The sequence below is a fragment of the Sinorhizobium prairiense genome, from assembly GCF_029201645.2.
Classification (GTDB): Bacteria; Pseudomonadota; Alphaproteobacteria; order Rhizobiales; family Rhizobiaceae; genus Sinorhizobium; species Sinorhizobium meliloti_A.
In genome coordinates this window covers 617,557-631,841 of the sequence record NZ_CP104133.1, presented here as the reverse complement: position 1 = coordinate 631,841, position 14,285 = coordinate 617,557, and the positions used below count along the sequence as shown (strand labels likewise).

The following is a 14,285-nucleotide window of genomic DNA, read 5'->3' as shown; positions in this document are numbered from 1 at the left end:
ATCACACGACGAGCACGAAATCGCCCGCCGTCAGACCCGGTTGCGTCGAAAGCACGGCGAACTGCACGGCCGTATGACCGGAAAGGCTGCCATCGGCGTCGTAGTAGAGCGCACCGCTCGTCGTGTCGTAGATGATTTTCTGGTTCACGTTCTGCGCATCGGTTGCACCGGCCGCCGCGTAGAACTGCGTCGCCGCCAGCGTCCCGCCACTCAGCGTGGTGAAGACACTCTTCGAGAGGAAGAGCCTGTCTCCGGCGGTGAAATCCACGACCGTGTCGACATTCCCGGCCCCGAGAGCGAAGTCGAACTGGAAAATGTCCGCGCCCGCACCACCGAAGAGGGTGTCGCTTCCGCCGCCGCCCGAAAGAAGGTTCGCGTTCGCGTCGCCGCTCAGGCTGTCATTGCCGGTCCCGCCCCAGATGTTCTCGATGTTGCGGATCGTGTCCTCGGCCACGCCCCCGACCGTGACGGTCGTATAGCTGGCGCCGTCGAGTGCGACGGAGACGGATGCGCTCTTGTCGCGGTAGCTCGCCGTATCGGAAGCCGCCCCGCCGTCGAGAATGTCCGCTCCGCCTCCGCCCGTAAGGACGTCCTTGCCGTCATTGCCGTTGAGGGTGTTGGCGAAGCCATCGCCCGTGAGCGTATCGTTGCCCCTGCCGCCGAAAACATTCTCGATATTGCGGATCGTGTCTTCGGCGACGCCGCCGACGAAGACGAAGCTGTCGCCGGCTCCCAAAAGCGCCACCTCGACAGACGCCGTCTTCTCACGGTAATCGGCAGTATCCGCGCCCGCGCCGCCGTCTATGAGATCGGCGCCGAGAGCTCCCCGGAACATATTGCTCGCGGCGTCGCCGACAAGCGTGTCGTCACCGGAACCCGAGAGAATGTTCTCCACACCGCGGATGGTGTCTTCGGCTGTGCCGCCGACGAGAACGGCCGCACTCGCCGCACCGTTCAGCGTGACGGAAATCGCATCGGTTTTCTCCAGGTAGTCCGCGGTGTCGACGCCATTGCCGCCGTCCAGCACGTCTTTGCCGAGACCCCCTCTCAGCGTGTCGGCGCCGTCATTGCCGACCAGCACGTTGGCCAGGCCGTCTCCGGTGAGCGTGTCGCCGGCGGAACCGCCGGAGATGTTCTCGAAATTGCTGATCGTATCCTCGATCACGCCGCCCACCTTGACGGTCACAGGGTTGGCCCCATCGAGAGTAACGGAGACCGACTTGGTTTTGTCGCGATAATCGACCGTGTCCACACCGGTGCCACCGTCCAGACGGTCGGCGCCCGCACCGCCGCGGATCGTATTGCTGTTGCCGTCGCCGGTCAGCACGTCAGCGCCGGCGCCGCCGAAGATGCTTTCGATGTTGCGGACCGTGTCCTCGGCCAGCCCGCCGACCGTCGCAATCGCGTTCGACGCGCCCGCCAACGCCAGAACGACACCTGCCGTCTTGTCGCTGAAGTCGGCGGTATCGGATCCGGCACCCCCGTCGATGACGTCCTGCCCGCCCGCGCCCTTGAGAAGGTCGCCGCCGCTGCCGCCCAGGAGAATGTTCGCCTGTGCGTCGCCGGTGATCACATCCGCAAAGGCGCTGCCGGTGACATTTTCGATGTTACGCAGCGTATCTTCGGAAGCGCTGCCAACGATCACCTTCGCATCGTTGGCGCCGTTGAGCGTCACCGCGATCCCCTTGGCTGAAGCCGAGTAGTCGACCGTGTCGTTGCCCGCCCCACCGTCGAAGAGGTTCTGGAACCCGTCGCCTGCGAACACGTCATTGCCCGAGCCGCCGATGACGTTCTCGATGTCGCGCAGAGTGTCCTCCGCGACGCCGCCGACGAAGACCGTCGCCGGGTTCGACCCGGCCAGTGCTACAACCAGCGATGCCGTCTTGTCACTGTAGTCGGCCGTGTCGCTGCCGGCACCTCCGTCCAGAAGATCGGCGCCAAGGCCGCCGCGGAACGTATTCGCGGCGGCGTCACCGGTGAGCTGGTCGTTGCCGGATCCGCCGTTGATGTTCTCGATGTTACGAACCGTATCCTCGGCCGTCCCGCCGACGGTTGCAACGGCATCGGCCGCCCCGTTGAGGGCCAGCACGACCGATTGCGTCTTATCGCTGAAGTCTGCGGTGTCGCTGCCGGCTCCGCCGTCCAGCACGTCGGCACCGAGGCCTCCGCGAAACGTATTGGCGGCTGCATCGCCGATGATCGTGTCGCCACCCGAGCCGCCGACGATGTTCTCGATCTTCGCGATCAGATCCTCGGCAACGCCTCCAACCGTTACGGTAACAGGGTTTCCGCCGTTCAGCGACACGGCGATCGCCGCCGCCTTGTCGCTGTAGTCGGCGGTGTCGCTGTCTTCGCCGCCGTCAAGGGTGTCTGCGCCGCCTCCTCCCTTGAACCAGTCGTTGCCGCGCGCACCCGAGAGCTTGTTTGCCGCCGCATCGCCGGTGAGCGTGTCGTCCGCCGTCCCTCCGACGATGTTCTCGACATTGCGGATCGTGTCCTCGGCGACGCCGCCGACGAAGACCGTAGCCGCGTTCGCGCCGCTGAGCTGTACGACGACTGATGAGGTCTTTTCGCGGAGATCGAAGGTATCGATCCCGGTGCCACCGTCGGCCGTGTCGTTGCCGGCACCGCCGGACAGCGAGTCGTCGTCGGCACCGCCGTTGAGAATGTCGTCGCCTGCTTCGCCGCGCAGGATATTGCTTCGGTCGTCGCCGGTGAGGATGTCGTTGCCCGAGCCGCCATAGACGTTTTCGAAGTTGCTGATCGTGTCCTCGGCGATACCGTTCACGAAGACGGTGGCGGGTGTCGCCCCCATCAAGGTGACGACAACGGACTGGGTCTTGTCGGTATAGTCGGCCGTATCGTTCCCGGCGCCTCCGTCGAGGACGTCGTTGCCGCCGCCGCCTCGGAACAGGTTGTTCTGCCCGTCGCCGGTGATGACGTCGTCACCCGAACCTCCATAGACGTTTTCGATCGCCCGCAGGATGTCCTCGGCAGTGCCGCCGACCGTCACGACGGCATTGTTGGTTCCGTTGAGCGTGACGGTGATCCTTGCGGTCTTCTCACGATAGTCGGCCGTGTCGATCCCCCCGCCTCCGTTGATGATGTCCGCGCCTCCCAGCCCCTGAATGACATCGTCACCGGCAAGGCCGCTGATCGTGTCGTCCAAGTCCGTGCCTATGAGAATATTGTTTCCGGATGTGCCGTTGATGACTGCCATGGAAATTCCCTCTGAAGGCTCCCGACGAGACCCAGCTAAGGTCAACGCGCGCGTGTGAAATATCCCCCGGCCGGGCGGCCAGGGGGCCCCTCGTGGTTACATGACGTTCGGATCTCTCTCACCGCGGTGCCGAACGAAGCGGGCCACTATAGCTTGTGCCCGTCACGCACTCGTCGCGGCTTCATCCCGTCCTCCCGGGGCGCGGCCCGGTTGCGGTCTCTGATCCTGCCGCCGCCCGCTCCCGACTTATCCCCTTCGCTGGTTGCGGCGAGGTTGCTCGGTTCCTTGAAATTCTTCGTTCAATTTTCCTTCGTCCGCTCGCGCGCTTGTCCTCAGGAATACTGCCACCACCGATCGGAGCTGAATATATAGGAAACCCTATAGTAGAAGCGGGGCGCACGGCGCGCGAACCGGCGCTATAGCGTTCCCTATATTTCATCTCCGATGATCTGATGCGATCATGCGTTCGGTGGAGTCGTGTCGACTTACACGCCAAGAGCATCGCAACAAGAAATCTTTACCTTTTAGAGGAAGGGGCTACCTATGCTTACACGTAGGAGAATTGTTTCCGTATGCGCGCTGGGAGTATCCATCCTGCTGGTGCTCCCGCTTGTCTCGATCACTGTATTTGACGGATCTTCCGACAAGGCCTTTGCAGACAGCCGCGATATCGGCCACAAGAAGGGCGACAAAGGAAAACAGGATAGCGGCGGTTGACCTACACCGACGCGTAACAAGCTCCATGCCAGCTCGGAGGCTCAAATGCCTCCGTTTTTTTTCGACGTCGAGCGGCTCAAGATCTCAAGGGATTGGTGTACTGCACATGAAGCGCAGCAAGCGTGGCGCGATTGCTGATGTCCAATTTGCGGAAGATGTTGTGCAGGTGGATCCCCACCGTACCTTCGGAGGTTCCGAGTCTCGCCGCGATCATGCGGTTGGAGAGACCGCCGCAGATCAGCGCTGCGATCTCGCGTTCGCGTGGCGTAAGCAGACTGAACCTCTCCAGCGTCGCGTCGTTACCGACCTGAGACGCATTTGCCAGCAGATCGGCCGGCAGCCACTTCCCGCCCATGGCGACCTGCCGCATGCAGTCGAGCAGCGCTTCGGGGGCATATTCCTTCAGGAGAAGGCCGGAAAGCCCCATCTTCAGCGCCTCGGCGACCTGCGGGCCGCTGATTGTCGCAGTCAGGAAGATCACCCTCGTCAGACGCCGCGTGCCGCGGATCGCCCTCAGGATTTCCAATCCGCCCATGCCGGGCATGGCCACGTCGAGGACGGCAATGTCCGGCTGGAGGCGGGATATGAGCGAAACCGCTTCGACGCCGCTTGCCGTTGCGCCGACGACGTCGAAGTCCGGCGCTGCGGCGATGATGTCCTGCAATCCCCGCAGGAGCAACGGGTGATCGTCGACGAGCAGCACCGAATGCATCACCTGACCTCCAGCTTCAGCGGCAGCGCGATCTTGAGCCCGAGGCCAGGAGAATTCCGGCAGACCGCCAGCTTTCCGCCAAGCTCCGCCACCCGCTGCGACAGCGAGAGGGGCTTCATCTCGAGTTCACCCGATATTCCCGTGCCGTTATCGGTGATCTCCAGGTTCAGGAGCTCCGCGCTCCTGACAAAAGCTATCCGCAACAGCGTCGCCCGTCCGTGGCGCACCGCATTGCTCGCGGCTTCGGAGATCAACTGCATTATCTCGTAAAGCATCCATTTGGGCACCACGAGCGGCGCGGGTCCGTGTGACACGTCGATTGCGCAATTCCACTGCGTTCTCAACAGGTCGAGAAATTCCGGAAGTTCCTGCTCGATCCTGGCGAGATTACCTTCCTCTCCCGGTCGGTTCTCATCCACGAATTTGCGGACACATTGCTGCTGTTCGAGGATGAGCGAGCCCACCTCCGTCAGCTGCGTCTTTGCGCCATCCGGGATTCTTTCTCCGATCAGTTTCAGTTTGAGACGCGCCGCAGTGAGGTTCTGAAGCACGCTGTCATGCAGATCGCGGGCAAGGCGCATGCGCCCCTCGGAACGGGCGGCCTGGATAAGAGCGACACGCTCGAGCTCCGTCCCGACGCGGGTGGCGATGATCTGAGACAGATCTTTCGTGTCGTCGGCGGCGTTGGCGAAGCTGACCACGAAAACGCAGCCGCGATATCGAACACTGGAGAAGGCGGCGGAAAATACCTTGCGGTCCGATTGGTCGGTGTTTGCGCGGATCTGGGGCAGATCGGCGAAGAGGCCATTCAGTGCCTCGCCGCTCTTGCGATCGCGTCCGTCGTAGTGATCGGGATCGTGACGACGCCAGAAGTCGGTATCCCTGAGATCGGCCAGTTGGAGCGTGCCGTTAGCCCAGTATGCGACGCATCCCGATTCGAATTCCTGCTCACGCCAGATGACGAGCAGATGCGCATCGCCGAGAACGCCGGAAGCATGTTCCAACAGGATACTCAGCCAGGACACCCGGTCCTCGCCGATTGCGCCCGGCGGCCACTGTGCGAGTTGCGCCAGGCGCTGCCGGCTTCGTTCGCGATAGGCTCCGAAATAGCCGAGCGTCGCCGCGATGAGCACGAAATAGGTGGACCGCATGATGAAGACGTTGAGTTCCGCGTCGCCGTCGAGAAGGTCGGGAAGGCCGACCACGAGCTGGACGAGAAGGGCGATCAGTGCTCCGAGCGCTGCACCCTTCAAACCCCAGCGCATCGTCATCGCCAGGATGACGAACGGAAGAATCGAAAAGAACGGGCTCACCAGTTCGTTCGTCAGGAACGTCAGCCAGCCGACGACCGCCGCGTCGATACCATGGATCAAGAGGTGCACCGGACTGACGAACGAGTACCGCAGCGGAAAGATCACCAGCGCAGTTGCGAGGAGAAGGTAGAGGCAAAGAACGACGCGAGATTCGTATAGAAGCGAGTTCGGCCGAGTGGGATCGAGATAGATCGCCAGAATTGCGAAAGCGGCCGTGATCACGCGACCGAGGCAGATCAGGCGTTCCGGGTCGGTGCGCAACAGCCACTCGCGCGCGCCCCCGGCAAATTCCTTGGCGGGGCGGTGAGCGCGCACAGGCGCGTCATTCCGGGTCGGCTGCGTGATCGCCATGCGCAACTCTGCCTTCGCGCGATCGCGGAAGTGAAAATTTATATTAGTATGTCGCGATCTTCACTTCGAATGGCGCGAAAGTCAACGATCCTGTGCCGCCTAAGCGCGCCTGAAGAGACGCGCGACGCCGGAGCGGCTTCGGCCGACCGTCGCGCGCGGCTTGCCGAGGACAAGCGCGGCGACGGCAATGCCCAGCACGCAGACAGCGGCCGTCGTTGCGACCGGGACGCGGCGGGAGGAGCGCAGCCCGCCGTCGATGCCCCCTGGCTCGGCCGGTGCCCTGAACAGATTGCCATGGCTCCTCGCCACGCGCGGCGCGCGGCTCAGATAACGCGATGTCAGCTTCGCCATGAGCCGCGGGGTCATGTTCGGCGCGACGAAATGCGCGAACCGCGTCAGGTCGGCGACGAGGCCGACGGTCAGCGAATTGCGGGGGCGCTCCGCCAGGCGCACGATCGCCCGGGCAGCGCGGCGCGCATTGTAGACCGGCGGAGGAACGCTCAGCCTGCGACCGGTGTAATTGGCGCCGTGCCGGACCCCGGGTGTGTCCATGAAGGTCGGATAGACGTCGCAGATGTGAATGTCGCGCTCGTCCGCAAGCTCCGCCCGCAGAGCTTCCGAAAAGCCCCTCAGGCCGAATTTGCTGGCGCTGTAGGCCGCGGCAAAGGGTGCAGAGGCGAAGCCGCCGAGCGAGATCATATTGATGAAAATACCATGCCCCTGTTTGCGGAAGATCGGGATCGCCGCGTGCGCGTCGTTTAGATGGCCGATCAGGTTGGTGCGGATGACCTGTTCATGCGCTTCGATCGGCGTTTCCTCGAAGCGGCCGACGGCGCCGACGCCGACATTGCTGAACCAGACGTCTATCTTGCCGAAGCTGATCGCCTTCCTGGCCAGGTCCTTGACCGCATCGGCGTCCGTCACGTCGGTGGGGGCCACGAGAACCTCCGCTCCGAGTTTACGGCAGGTTCTGGCGACCTCGTGAAGCGCGGCCGCATCGCGCGCCGCAAGCACCAGCTTCGACCCGCGCCGGGCAAAGGCCTCGGCGGTGGCCTGTCCAACCCCCGACGACGCCCCGGTGATGACGACCACTGCATCTTCGAGAGAATTCAACATATCGCTCCTCCATCTGCCGTCCGCACGCCGGCCGCAACCACATTACGAGCATGCCCCCGCCGCCTGTGGAACCGCGAGGGAGCGAAGATGTTCCGGCAGCGCCGGCCCTTTAACGCTTCGTCTTGCCGGCGTCCGAAACCTTGCCGCGATGCGGATCCTTCAGGTTCTCGCCGACGGCGTCCCGATCGCGTTCCGGATCATCCTTGGCGGGGAGATATCCTCTCGGGCGCGTCTCCTTCGGTCCTTCCCACCGCGGCGACTGCTCGGTAGTGCCGGGCGCACCTTCCTTTGGCGTTTTCATCGTCATTCTCCATCAAGCTGCAAGGCGAACCGAACACTGTGCATCCGGAACGCACTCATTCCTGGTCTTTCATGTCGGGCAGGGGATTGCGCTGGTCGGCATCCTCCAGGTCGGACTTGACCATGTATTCATCCCTCTTCAAACGCGCCGCCTCCCGCGCGGCCTTGGCGTTCGGGATCTCGTCCGGTTCGATCGGGGGTTTGTCGGCCTCCGGGCGCAGGTCGCTGTCATTCTCGACAGGCGGTTGCACGGTCTTCACATCAAGGGGGGCCGCGGATGGGCGCTTGGCTCTCTCCATCTTACTCTCCTGCTGTTTCATTGGGTCAGGAGGGCAACGTGAAGCCGTAGGCGAAGTTCCATCGGCGGTCTTCTCAAGGCCGCCATGGCCCGGAACAAAGCCAGTCTGCCCGAGTTCAGGGCCGCGTACTCGCCGGAGGCAGCGCAGCGATGCCGATCGCCATTCCAGAAGGAGCCTTGCGAAGGAGTTCGTGACCATGGAAAAATTTCCGCACCCTCCCTTTCCCCGCCAAACCCAGGAAATGCCCGGCACCACCGATCGGATGCAGCCGCTGCCGGATCACGGGGAAAACTCCTACCAGGGTTCCGGACGCCTGAAGGACAAGAGAGCCATCATCACCGGCGGGGACAGCGGCATCGGCAGGGCCGTGGCGATCGCATATGCGCGCGAGGGAGCGGACGTTCTCATCAGCTATCTGAGCGAACATGACGACGCGATGGCCACCAAGGCTCTGGTGGAGGAAGCCGGCCGCAAGGCCGTGCTTGCCGCCGGCGACATTCAGTCGTCCGACCATTGCCGCAGGATCGTCGAAACGGCCGTTCGGGAGCTCGGCGGCATCGACATCCTCGTCAACAATGCGGCACATCAGGCGACCTTCAAGAACATCGAGGACATCAGCGACGAGGAATGGGAGCTGACATTCCGCGTCAACATGCACGCGATGTTCTACCTGACCAAGGCAGCGGTGCCGCACATGAAGAAGGGCAGCGCCATCATCAACACCGCCTCCATCAATGCCGATGCTCCCAATCCGATCCTGCTTGCCTATGCGACCACCAAGGGCGCGATTCACAATTTCAGTGCCGGTCTCGCTCAGATGCTGGCCGAGCGGGGGATAAGGGTGAATGTCGTGGCTCCGGGACCGATCTGGACGCCGCTTATTCCCTCCACCATGCCCGAGGATACGGTCACGAATTTCGGCAAGCAGGTGCCGATGAAGCGTCCGGGGCAGCCCGTGGAGCTCGCCTCGGCCTATGTCATGCTCGCAGACCCCATGTCGAGCTACGTGTCCGGTGCGACGATCGCCGTGACCGGCGGCAAGCCGTTCCTCTGAGCGGCCGCCGGTCGGCGAACGGCTCGTCGATTGCACCCCGAATGAAATGTATATTTCACCTTGATTTTCTTCAGAATTCGTATTCCATTTCCTCCCGACTTCACAGTCGCCCGAGGGAGGTACTTCTCATGAAACGCATATTGTCCGCTGCCGCACTGGCTCTCTTCGCCAGCGCGGCCAACGCCGAAAACATCGGCATCACCATCGCCCGCTCCGACAGCGCATTCCTGACCATCCTGCGCGACGGCATGCAGAACCAGGCCGCCAAGCTCGACGGCATCACCGTCCAGGTCGAGGATGCGCAGAACGATCCGAGCCGGCAGCTCGATCAGGTGCAGAACTTCGTCTCCTCCGGCGTCGACGCAATCATCGTCATCGCCGTCGATGGGGACAGCACACCGGCGCTGACGAAGATGGCGAGCGATGCGGGCATCCCGATCGTCTACGCGAACCACCCGCCGGCCGATGTCGACAAGCTACCCGAAACGGCTGCCTTCGTCGGCTCCAACGAGGTCGATTCCGGCACCCTGGAAACGAAGGAAGTGTGCCGGCTGCTCGGTGGCAAGGGCGCGGCCTATGTCCTCATGGGACCGCTCAACAATCACTCCTCGCTCGTCCGAACGAAGGACATCCATGACGTGATCGCCACGGACGAGTGCAAGGGCATGAGCGTCATCGAGGAGCAGAGCGCCAATTGGGATCGTCTCGAAGCCGCCAACATCATGACCAACTGGCTTTCGACCGGACGGGAATTCGACGCCGTGATCGCCAATAACGACGAGATGGCCATCGGCGCTATCCAGGCCATGAAGGCGGCGGGCGTCGACATGTCCAAGGTCGTCGTAGGGGGCATTGACGCAACGCCGGACGGCCTAGCCGCCATGGCTGCCGGCGATCTGGACGTCACCGTCTTTCAGAATGCGATCGCCCAAGGGGCTGCCGCCATGGACGCCGCCGTCGCCCTTTCGCGCGGCCAGAAGACCGAACGGCAGATCTGGGTTCCCTTCGAACTGGTGACGCCGCAGAACATGCAGGACTACGCCACGGCCAACCAGTAGGCCCTGGTTCCCAGGACCTCATCCAGTCCTCGTCCGCCGGCCGCCTTTCTCCTCGCACCGCCCGCAGGGAAAAGCGGCCGGCAGGTCGCACGATTGAATTCGCCTCGGCGCACCGTTTGACAACGATGAGAGTCACTTCGGGGAAAACCGGCAACCATTCGTGAATTTCATTCACAGGCATTGCGACTGGCGAGGTGCTTCTCGCGGCCGGTCGGCTGCAGCATATTGCACTGCGAAACGTCAACCATCGCCAACGTCTTCGAGTCCCGCTTCGCGACCGCGAATGGCGGGCGGAAAGGATTTGCCATGCCCTTGGCCATCTTCGCATTGACGATCGCGGCCTATGCGATCGGAACCACCGAATTCGTGATCGTCGGTCTGCTGCCGACGGTCGCCACCGACCTCGCAATTACCCTGCCGCTTGCCGGCCTCATCGTCAGCGTCTACGCGCTCGGCGTCACCTTCGGCGCGCCGGTCCTGACGGCGCTGACCGGGCGGATCGAACGCAAGCCGCTGCTTCTCGGGCTGATGGCGCTCTTCATTGCCGGGAATACGGCCGCGGCGCTCTCACCGAACTATGAAGTGCTGCTCGTCGCACGGGTGCTTTCGGCCTTCGCCCACGGCGTCTTCTTCTCGGTCGGCTCGACAATCGCCGCCGATCTCGTACCGGAGAACCGCCGCGCTTCCGCGATAGCCATGATGTTCATGGGATTGACGGTCGCGATCGTCACCGGCGTTCCTATCGGCACCTATATCGGCCAAATCTTCGGGTGGCGGGCGACGTTCTGGGGCGTTGCGGCGCTCGGTGTCGTCGCCTTTGCCGGCATCGCCGCCCTCCTTCCGGGCACGCTCACCAAAGCCGCGCCGGCGAGCCTTCTCGACCAAGTGCGGGTGCTCGGTTCCGGCCGTCTGCTCATCGTCTTCGCCATGACCGCGCTCGGCTATGGCGGCACCTTCGTCGCCTTCACCTTCCTGGCGCCGATCCTGCAAGAGGTCACCGGCTTTTCCGAACGGAGCGTCAGCCTGATCCTCGTGCTCTACGGCGTCGCCATTGCCATCGGCAACATCGCCGGCGGGCGGATCGCCAACACCAATCCGGTCAAGGCGCTCGTCGGGCTCTTCCTGCTCCAGGCGCTGGTGCTGGTGATCTTCTCGTTCACCGCCATCTCGCCGGTGCTGACGCTCGTGACGCTCGCCGCGCTCGGCTTCGTGTCCTTCGCAAACGTACCGGGTCTGCAGCTCTACGTGGTTCAGCTTGCCAAGGAGCATCGGCCCGGTGCCGTCGACGTCGCCTCGGCGCTGAACATCGCCGCCTTCAATCTGGGTATCGCGCTCGGCGCGTGGCTCGGCGGCTTGGTGGTCGCCTCTCCGCTCGGCCTCGCTGCCACGCCATGGGTCGGTGCCATTCTCGTTTCGGGCGCGCTCCTGCTCACGCTTTGGAGCGGCGTTCTCGACCGCCGCGAAACGGTGTGCTTCGAGCCCGCCACCGTCAGCGGCTGAGATTGCGAAACATCGCGCTGCCGCCGGAATTGCGGCAGCGCACAATTCATCATTGCATCGGCAGCAGCCGGTCCGTATAAAGCCGGTACTCACCCCGGACCCGGTGAAACCCCGGGTGGCTCTTCTGGCCGCCGATCCGCCAGACAACGCAACAGCATCAAACCATGACGAGCCGGCCTCCCGCCGGCCTGGTGTGCTACTCTTGCGAAGAAAATCATGAAACTGACACTTGCCAGCTATAAACGCGAATGGTTCTCCAATATCCGCGCCGACGTCCTATCGGGCATCGTCGTGGCGCTTGCACTGATCCCGGAGGCCATCGGCTTCTCGGTCATCGCCGGCGTCGATCCGAAGGTCGGCCTCTTCGCCTCCTTCGCCATCGCCTGCGTCTCCGCCTTTACCGGCGGCCGCCCGGGGATGATCTCGGCGGCAACGGCCGCCACCGCCGTCCTGATGGTGACTCTCGTCAGGGATCACGGCCTACAATATCTCTTTGCCGCCACCCTGCTGATGGGGCTCATCCAGATCGCAGCCGGCTTCCTGAAGCTCGGCCGGGTGATGCGCTTCGTCTCCCGTTCGGTTATCACCGGCTTCGTCAATGCGCTTGCGATTCTGATCTTCATGGCGCAGCTTCCGGAACTCATCGGCGTGCCGCACGTGACCTATGCGATGATCGCGGCGGGGCTCGCGATCATTTACCTGTTTCCTTACGTCACCAGGGCGGTTCCCTCGCCGCTCGTCGCCATCGCCGTTCTGACCGCGGTGGCCGTATGGACCGGCATGGACATTCGCACGGTCGGCGATCTCGGCGAACTGCCGTCGAGCCTGCCGATCTTCGCGCTGCCGCAGGTGCCGCTCACCTTCGAGACGCTGCAGATCATCTTCCCCTATTCCGTGGCGCTTGCGGCCGTCGGGCTGCTCGAATCCCTTCTGACCGCTCAGATCGTCGACGACATGACGGACACGACGAGCAACAAGAGCCAGGAATGCATCGGCCAGGGCGCCAGCAACATCGCCTCCGGTCTCATAGGCGGGATGGGCGGCTGCGCCATGATCGGCCAGTCGGTGATCAACGTGACCTCCGGCGGGCGCGGGCGGCTCTCGACCTTCGTCGCCGGCGCCTTCCTTCTCTTCCTCATACTCGTCCTCGACGACCTCGTCCGCATCATTCCGATGGCCGCACTGGTGGCTGTCATGATCATGGTCTCGGTCGGCACCTTCTCGTGGCGCTCCATCCTCGACCTGCGCCGCAATCCCCTGCCCTCCTCCGTGGTGATGCTGGCAACCGTCGTCACCACGGTCGGCACCCATGATCTCGCAAAGGGCGTTCTGGTCGGGGTGCTTCTGTCGGGGGTGTTCTTCGCCGGAAAGGTCGCCCGCCTCTTCCATGTCCGCTCGATGCTCGACGAGAGCGGCACGGTGCGCACCTACCATGTCGACGGCCAGATCTTCTTCGCCTCGACCGAGGGATTCATCGGCGCCTTCGACTTCGCCGAGCCGTTGGAAAAGGTCGTCATCGACGTCGGCGAGGCGCATCTGTGGGACATCACCGCAGTCGGCGCACTGGACAAGGTGGTGCTTAAATATCGCCGCCACGGCGTAACCGTCGAGGTGATCGGCCTCAACGAGGCGAGCGCTCATATGCTCGACCGCTTCGCCGTGCACGACAAGAGTGAAGGCGCGGCGCTCACCGCAACACATTGAATTCATGGGGCCCCGGGTCGGATAGGATCAACCCGGGGTCTCGTCCACAGGGACACGGGTTGCCCTGCCGGCGAGCACGGCTGCCTGCGGCTTTTCATCTAAAGTCAGACGGAACTAAACCGAAGATACCCTGCGGCTCACGACTACAGCAGGCTACCGCCGAGACACTCCCGCAGGTTCTCTACTATCTCCGCGATCCAGACATCGTTCATCAGTTCCAGCGGCGCATTGAATGAAACCGCAACATTCACTTCGTATTGGCCACGTCGCGGGACCGGTAGGCCGATGCCGCCCTCGCCAGGCAGATAATAGCCCATATTGACCGCATAACCGCGACCGCGCGCCTCGCTTACAAGTTTCGTCACGACACCGGCATCGACGTGTCGCAGCGCCGGGTGCGTTGCATAGCGCTCGGAATTCGCTTCGATGATCTGTGCCGCATTGTCCTCCGGCAGCATGGAAAGCAAGGCCACGCTTCCCGCGGCAACGCCCATGGGCACGCGCGCGCCCACGCCCATCGTGAACTGCCTGCGCGTGGATCGGCTGACCATTTCGGCGCAAACGGCATCCACGCCTGCCTGCACCATCAGATAGACGGTGAACCCGGTGCGCCGCGCGAATTCGGTCATGCCGGGCCGGATCAGTTGAATCTGGGACTCCAGCCGCTCCTGCCGTTTGGCGAGCATTTGGATTGCCGGGCCCAGCCGGTAGTGCCCGTAGCGCCCCGCCGCCTCGGCAAAACCTTTCTGCAGCAGCGCGGCCACACTGCGGTGGGCGGCCGACTTCGCGCTCCCCGTCCTTCGGGCGATTTCGGCGAGACTCAATCCGTCCGGCCCTGCGTCCCCGAGGACGATCAGTATCTCCAATGCCCTCTCTGCGTTGAGGGAGGAGCCGACGCTTCCAGACATAATGCCACCTACGTTATATTCCTATAATCAGAA

General features: G+C 63.3%; 12 protein-coding genes and 1 other annotated feature. Of the genes, 5 read left to right on the top strand and 7 right to left on the bottom strand.

Going from position 1 to position 14,285, the window contains the following annotated elements; genetic code table 11:
• Nucleotide 1: 1 nt before the first annotated feature.
• The gene (locus N0Q91_RS26225; RefSeq protein WP_275599585.1) at nucleotides 2-3,220 is read right to left on the bottom strand and encodes a calcium-binding protein; all 3,219 of its coding nucleotides are present in this window, start codon (nucleotides 3,218-3,220) and stop codon (nucleotides 2-4) included.
• 543 nt (nucleotides 3,221-3,763) lie between these two features.
• Here N0Q91_RS26225 and N0Q91_RS26220 point away from each other — a divergent pair.
• Nucleotides 3,764-3,937: a hypothetical protein gene (locus tag N0Q91_RS26220; RefSeq protein WP_275599584.1), complete on the top strand. Its 174-nt coding sequence runs from the start codon at nucleotides 3,764-3,766 to the stop codon at nucleotides 3,935-3,937.
• 76 nt (nucleotides 3,938-4,013) lie between these two features.
• Here N0Q91_RS26220 and N0Q91_RS26215 read toward each other — a convergent pair whose 3' ends face one another.
• The 5 genes from N0Q91_RS26215 to N0Q91_RS26195 form a co-directional block, all read right to left on the bottom strand.
• A complete protein-coding gene (locus N0Q91_RS26215; protein WP_275599583.1) occupies nucleotides 4,014-4,649 on the bottom strand; it encodes a response regulator in 636 nt (211 codons plus the stop codon).
• Nucleotides 4,649-6,313 (bottom strand): sensor histidine kinase, encoded by a 1,665-nt coding sequence (locus N0Q91_RS26210; RefSeq protein ID WP_275599582.1) that lies wholly within the window; start codon nucleotides 6,311-6,313, stop codon nucleotides 4,649-4,651. The genes N0Q91_RS26215 and N0Q91_RS26210 overlap by 1 nt, the downstream gene beginning before the upstream one ends.
• 99 nt (nucleotides 6,314-6,412) lie before the next feature.
• Nucleotides 6,413-7,429: an SDR family oxidoreductase gene (locus N0Q91_RS26205; protein WP_275599581.1), complete on the bottom strand. Its 1,017-nt coding sequence runs from the start codon at nucleotides 7,427-7,429 to the stop codon at nucleotides 6,413-6,415.
• A gap of 109 nt (nucleotides 7,430-7,538) precedes the next feature.
• Complete coding sequence (locus tag N0Q91_RS26200; protein ID WP_003532118.1) at nucleotides 7,539-7,730, bottom strand: hypothetical protein; 192 nt, start codon at nucleotides 7,728-7,730, stop codon at nucleotides 7,539-7,541.
• 55 nt (nucleotides 7,731-7,785) lie between these two features.
• Entirely contained in the window at nucleotides 7,786-8,028 is a 243-nt protein-coding gene (locus N0Q91_RS26195; protein ID WP_100670936.1) for a hypothetical protein, read from the bottom strand.
• Between the two features lie 196 nt (nucleotides 8,029-8,224).
• On the opposite strand from N0Q91_RS26195, the gene N0Q91_RS26190 reads away from it, so the two are divergent.
• The 4 genes from N0Q91_RS26190 to N0Q91_RS26175 all read left to right on the top strand — a co-directional run bounded on the left by N0Q91_RS26190 (nucleotide 8,225) and on the right by N0Q91_RS26175 (nucleotide 13,344).
• Nucleotides 8,225-9,082, top strand: a complete 858-nt coding sequence (locus N0Q91_RS26190) for an SDR family oxidoreductase (protein ID WP_275599580.1) — start codon at nucleotides 8,225-8,227, stop codon at nucleotides 9,080-9,082.
• A gap of 128 nt (nucleotides 9,083-9,210) precedes the next feature.
• On the top strand, nucleotides 9,211-10,140 hold the full coding sequence (locus tag N0Q91_RS26185; protein ID WP_275599579.1) for a substrate-binding domain-containing protein: 930 nt from the start codon (nucleotides 9,211-9,213) through the stop codon (nucleotides 10,138-10,140).
• A gap of 306 nt (nucleotides 10,141-10,446) precedes the next feature.
• Entirely contained in the window at nucleotides 10,447-11,640 is a 1,194-nt protein-coding gene (locus N0Q91_RS26180) for an MFS transporter (protein WP_275599578.1), read from the top strand.
• Between the two features lie 93 nt (nucleotides 11,641-11,733).
• Nucleotides 11,734-11,789, top strand: a sequence feature (sul1 is cis-regulatory element that is thought to sense ions involved in sulfur or methionine metabolism; They are found in Alphaproteobacteria).
• Between the two features lie 67 nt (nucleotides 11,790-11,856).
• The gene (locus tag N0Q91_RS26175) at nucleotides 11,857-13,344 is read left to right on the top strand and encodes a SulP family inorganic anion transporter (RefSeq protein ID WP_102763807.1); all 1,488 of its coding nucleotides are present in this window, start codon (nucleotides 11,857-11,859) and stop codon (nucleotides 13,342-13,344) included.
• A 143-nt stretch (nucleotides 13,345-13,487) separates the two neighbouring features.
• On the opposite strand, the gene N0Q91_RS26170 is transcribed toward N0Q91_RS26175, so the two are convergent.
• Complete coding sequence (locus tag N0Q91_RS26170) at nucleotides 13,488-14,252, bottom strand: IclR family transcriptional regulator (RefSeq protein ID WP_275599577.1); 765 nt, start codon at nucleotides 14,250-14,252, stop codon at nucleotides 13,488-13,490.
• Between the last annotated feature and the right edge of the window lie 33 nt (nucleotides 14,253-14,285).

Coding starts and splice junctions, on each gene's coding strand:
- N0Q91_RS26185 (WP_275599579.1), top strand. CDS start 9,211: ATGAAACGCATATTGTCCGCTGCCGCACTGGCTCTCTTCGCCAGCGCG.
- N0Q91_RS26200 (WP_003532118.1), bottom strand. CDS start 7,730: ATGAAAACGCCAAAGGAAGGTGCGCCCGGCACTACCGAGCAGTCGCCG.
- N0Q91_RS26220 (WP_275599584.1), top strand. CDS start 3,764: ATGCTTACACGTAGGAGAATTGTTTCCGTATGCGCGCTGGGAGTATCC.
- N0Q91_RS26225 (WP_275599585.1), bottom strand. CDS start 3,220: ATGGCAGTCATCAACGGCACATCCGGAAACAATATTCTCATAGGCACG.
- N0Q91_RS26170 (WP_275599577.1), bottom strand. CDS start 14,252: ATGTCTGGAAGCGTCGGCTCCTCCCTCAACGCAGAGAGGGCATTGGAG.
- N0Q91_RS26190 (WP_275599580.1), top strand. CDS start 8,225: ATGGAAAAATTTCCGCACCCTCCCTTTCCCCGCCAAACCCAGGAAATG.
- N0Q91_RS26210 (WP_275599582.1), bottom strand. CDS start 6,313: ATGGCGATCACGCAGCCGACCCGGAATGACGCGCCTGTGCGCGCTCAC.
- N0Q91_RS26175 (WP_102763807.1), top strand. CDS start 11,857: ATGAAACTGACACTTGCCAGCTATAAACGCGAATGGTTCTCCAATATC.
- N0Q91_RS26205 (WP_275599581.1), bottom strand. CDS start 7,429: ATGTTGAATTCTCTCGAAGATGCAGTGGTCGTCATCACCGGGGCGTCG.
- N0Q91_RS26180 (WP_275599578.1), top strand. CDS start 10,447: ATGCCCTTGGCCATCTTCGCATTGACGATCGCGGCCTATGCGATCGGA.
- N0Q91_RS26215 (WP_275599583.1), bottom strand. CDS start 4,649: ATGCATTCGGTGCTGCTCGTCGACGATCACCCGTTGCTCCTGCGGGGA.
- N0Q91_RS26195 (WP_100670936.1), bottom strand. CDS start 8,028: ATGGAGAGAGCCAAGCGCCCATCCGCGGCCCCCCTTGATGTGAAGACC.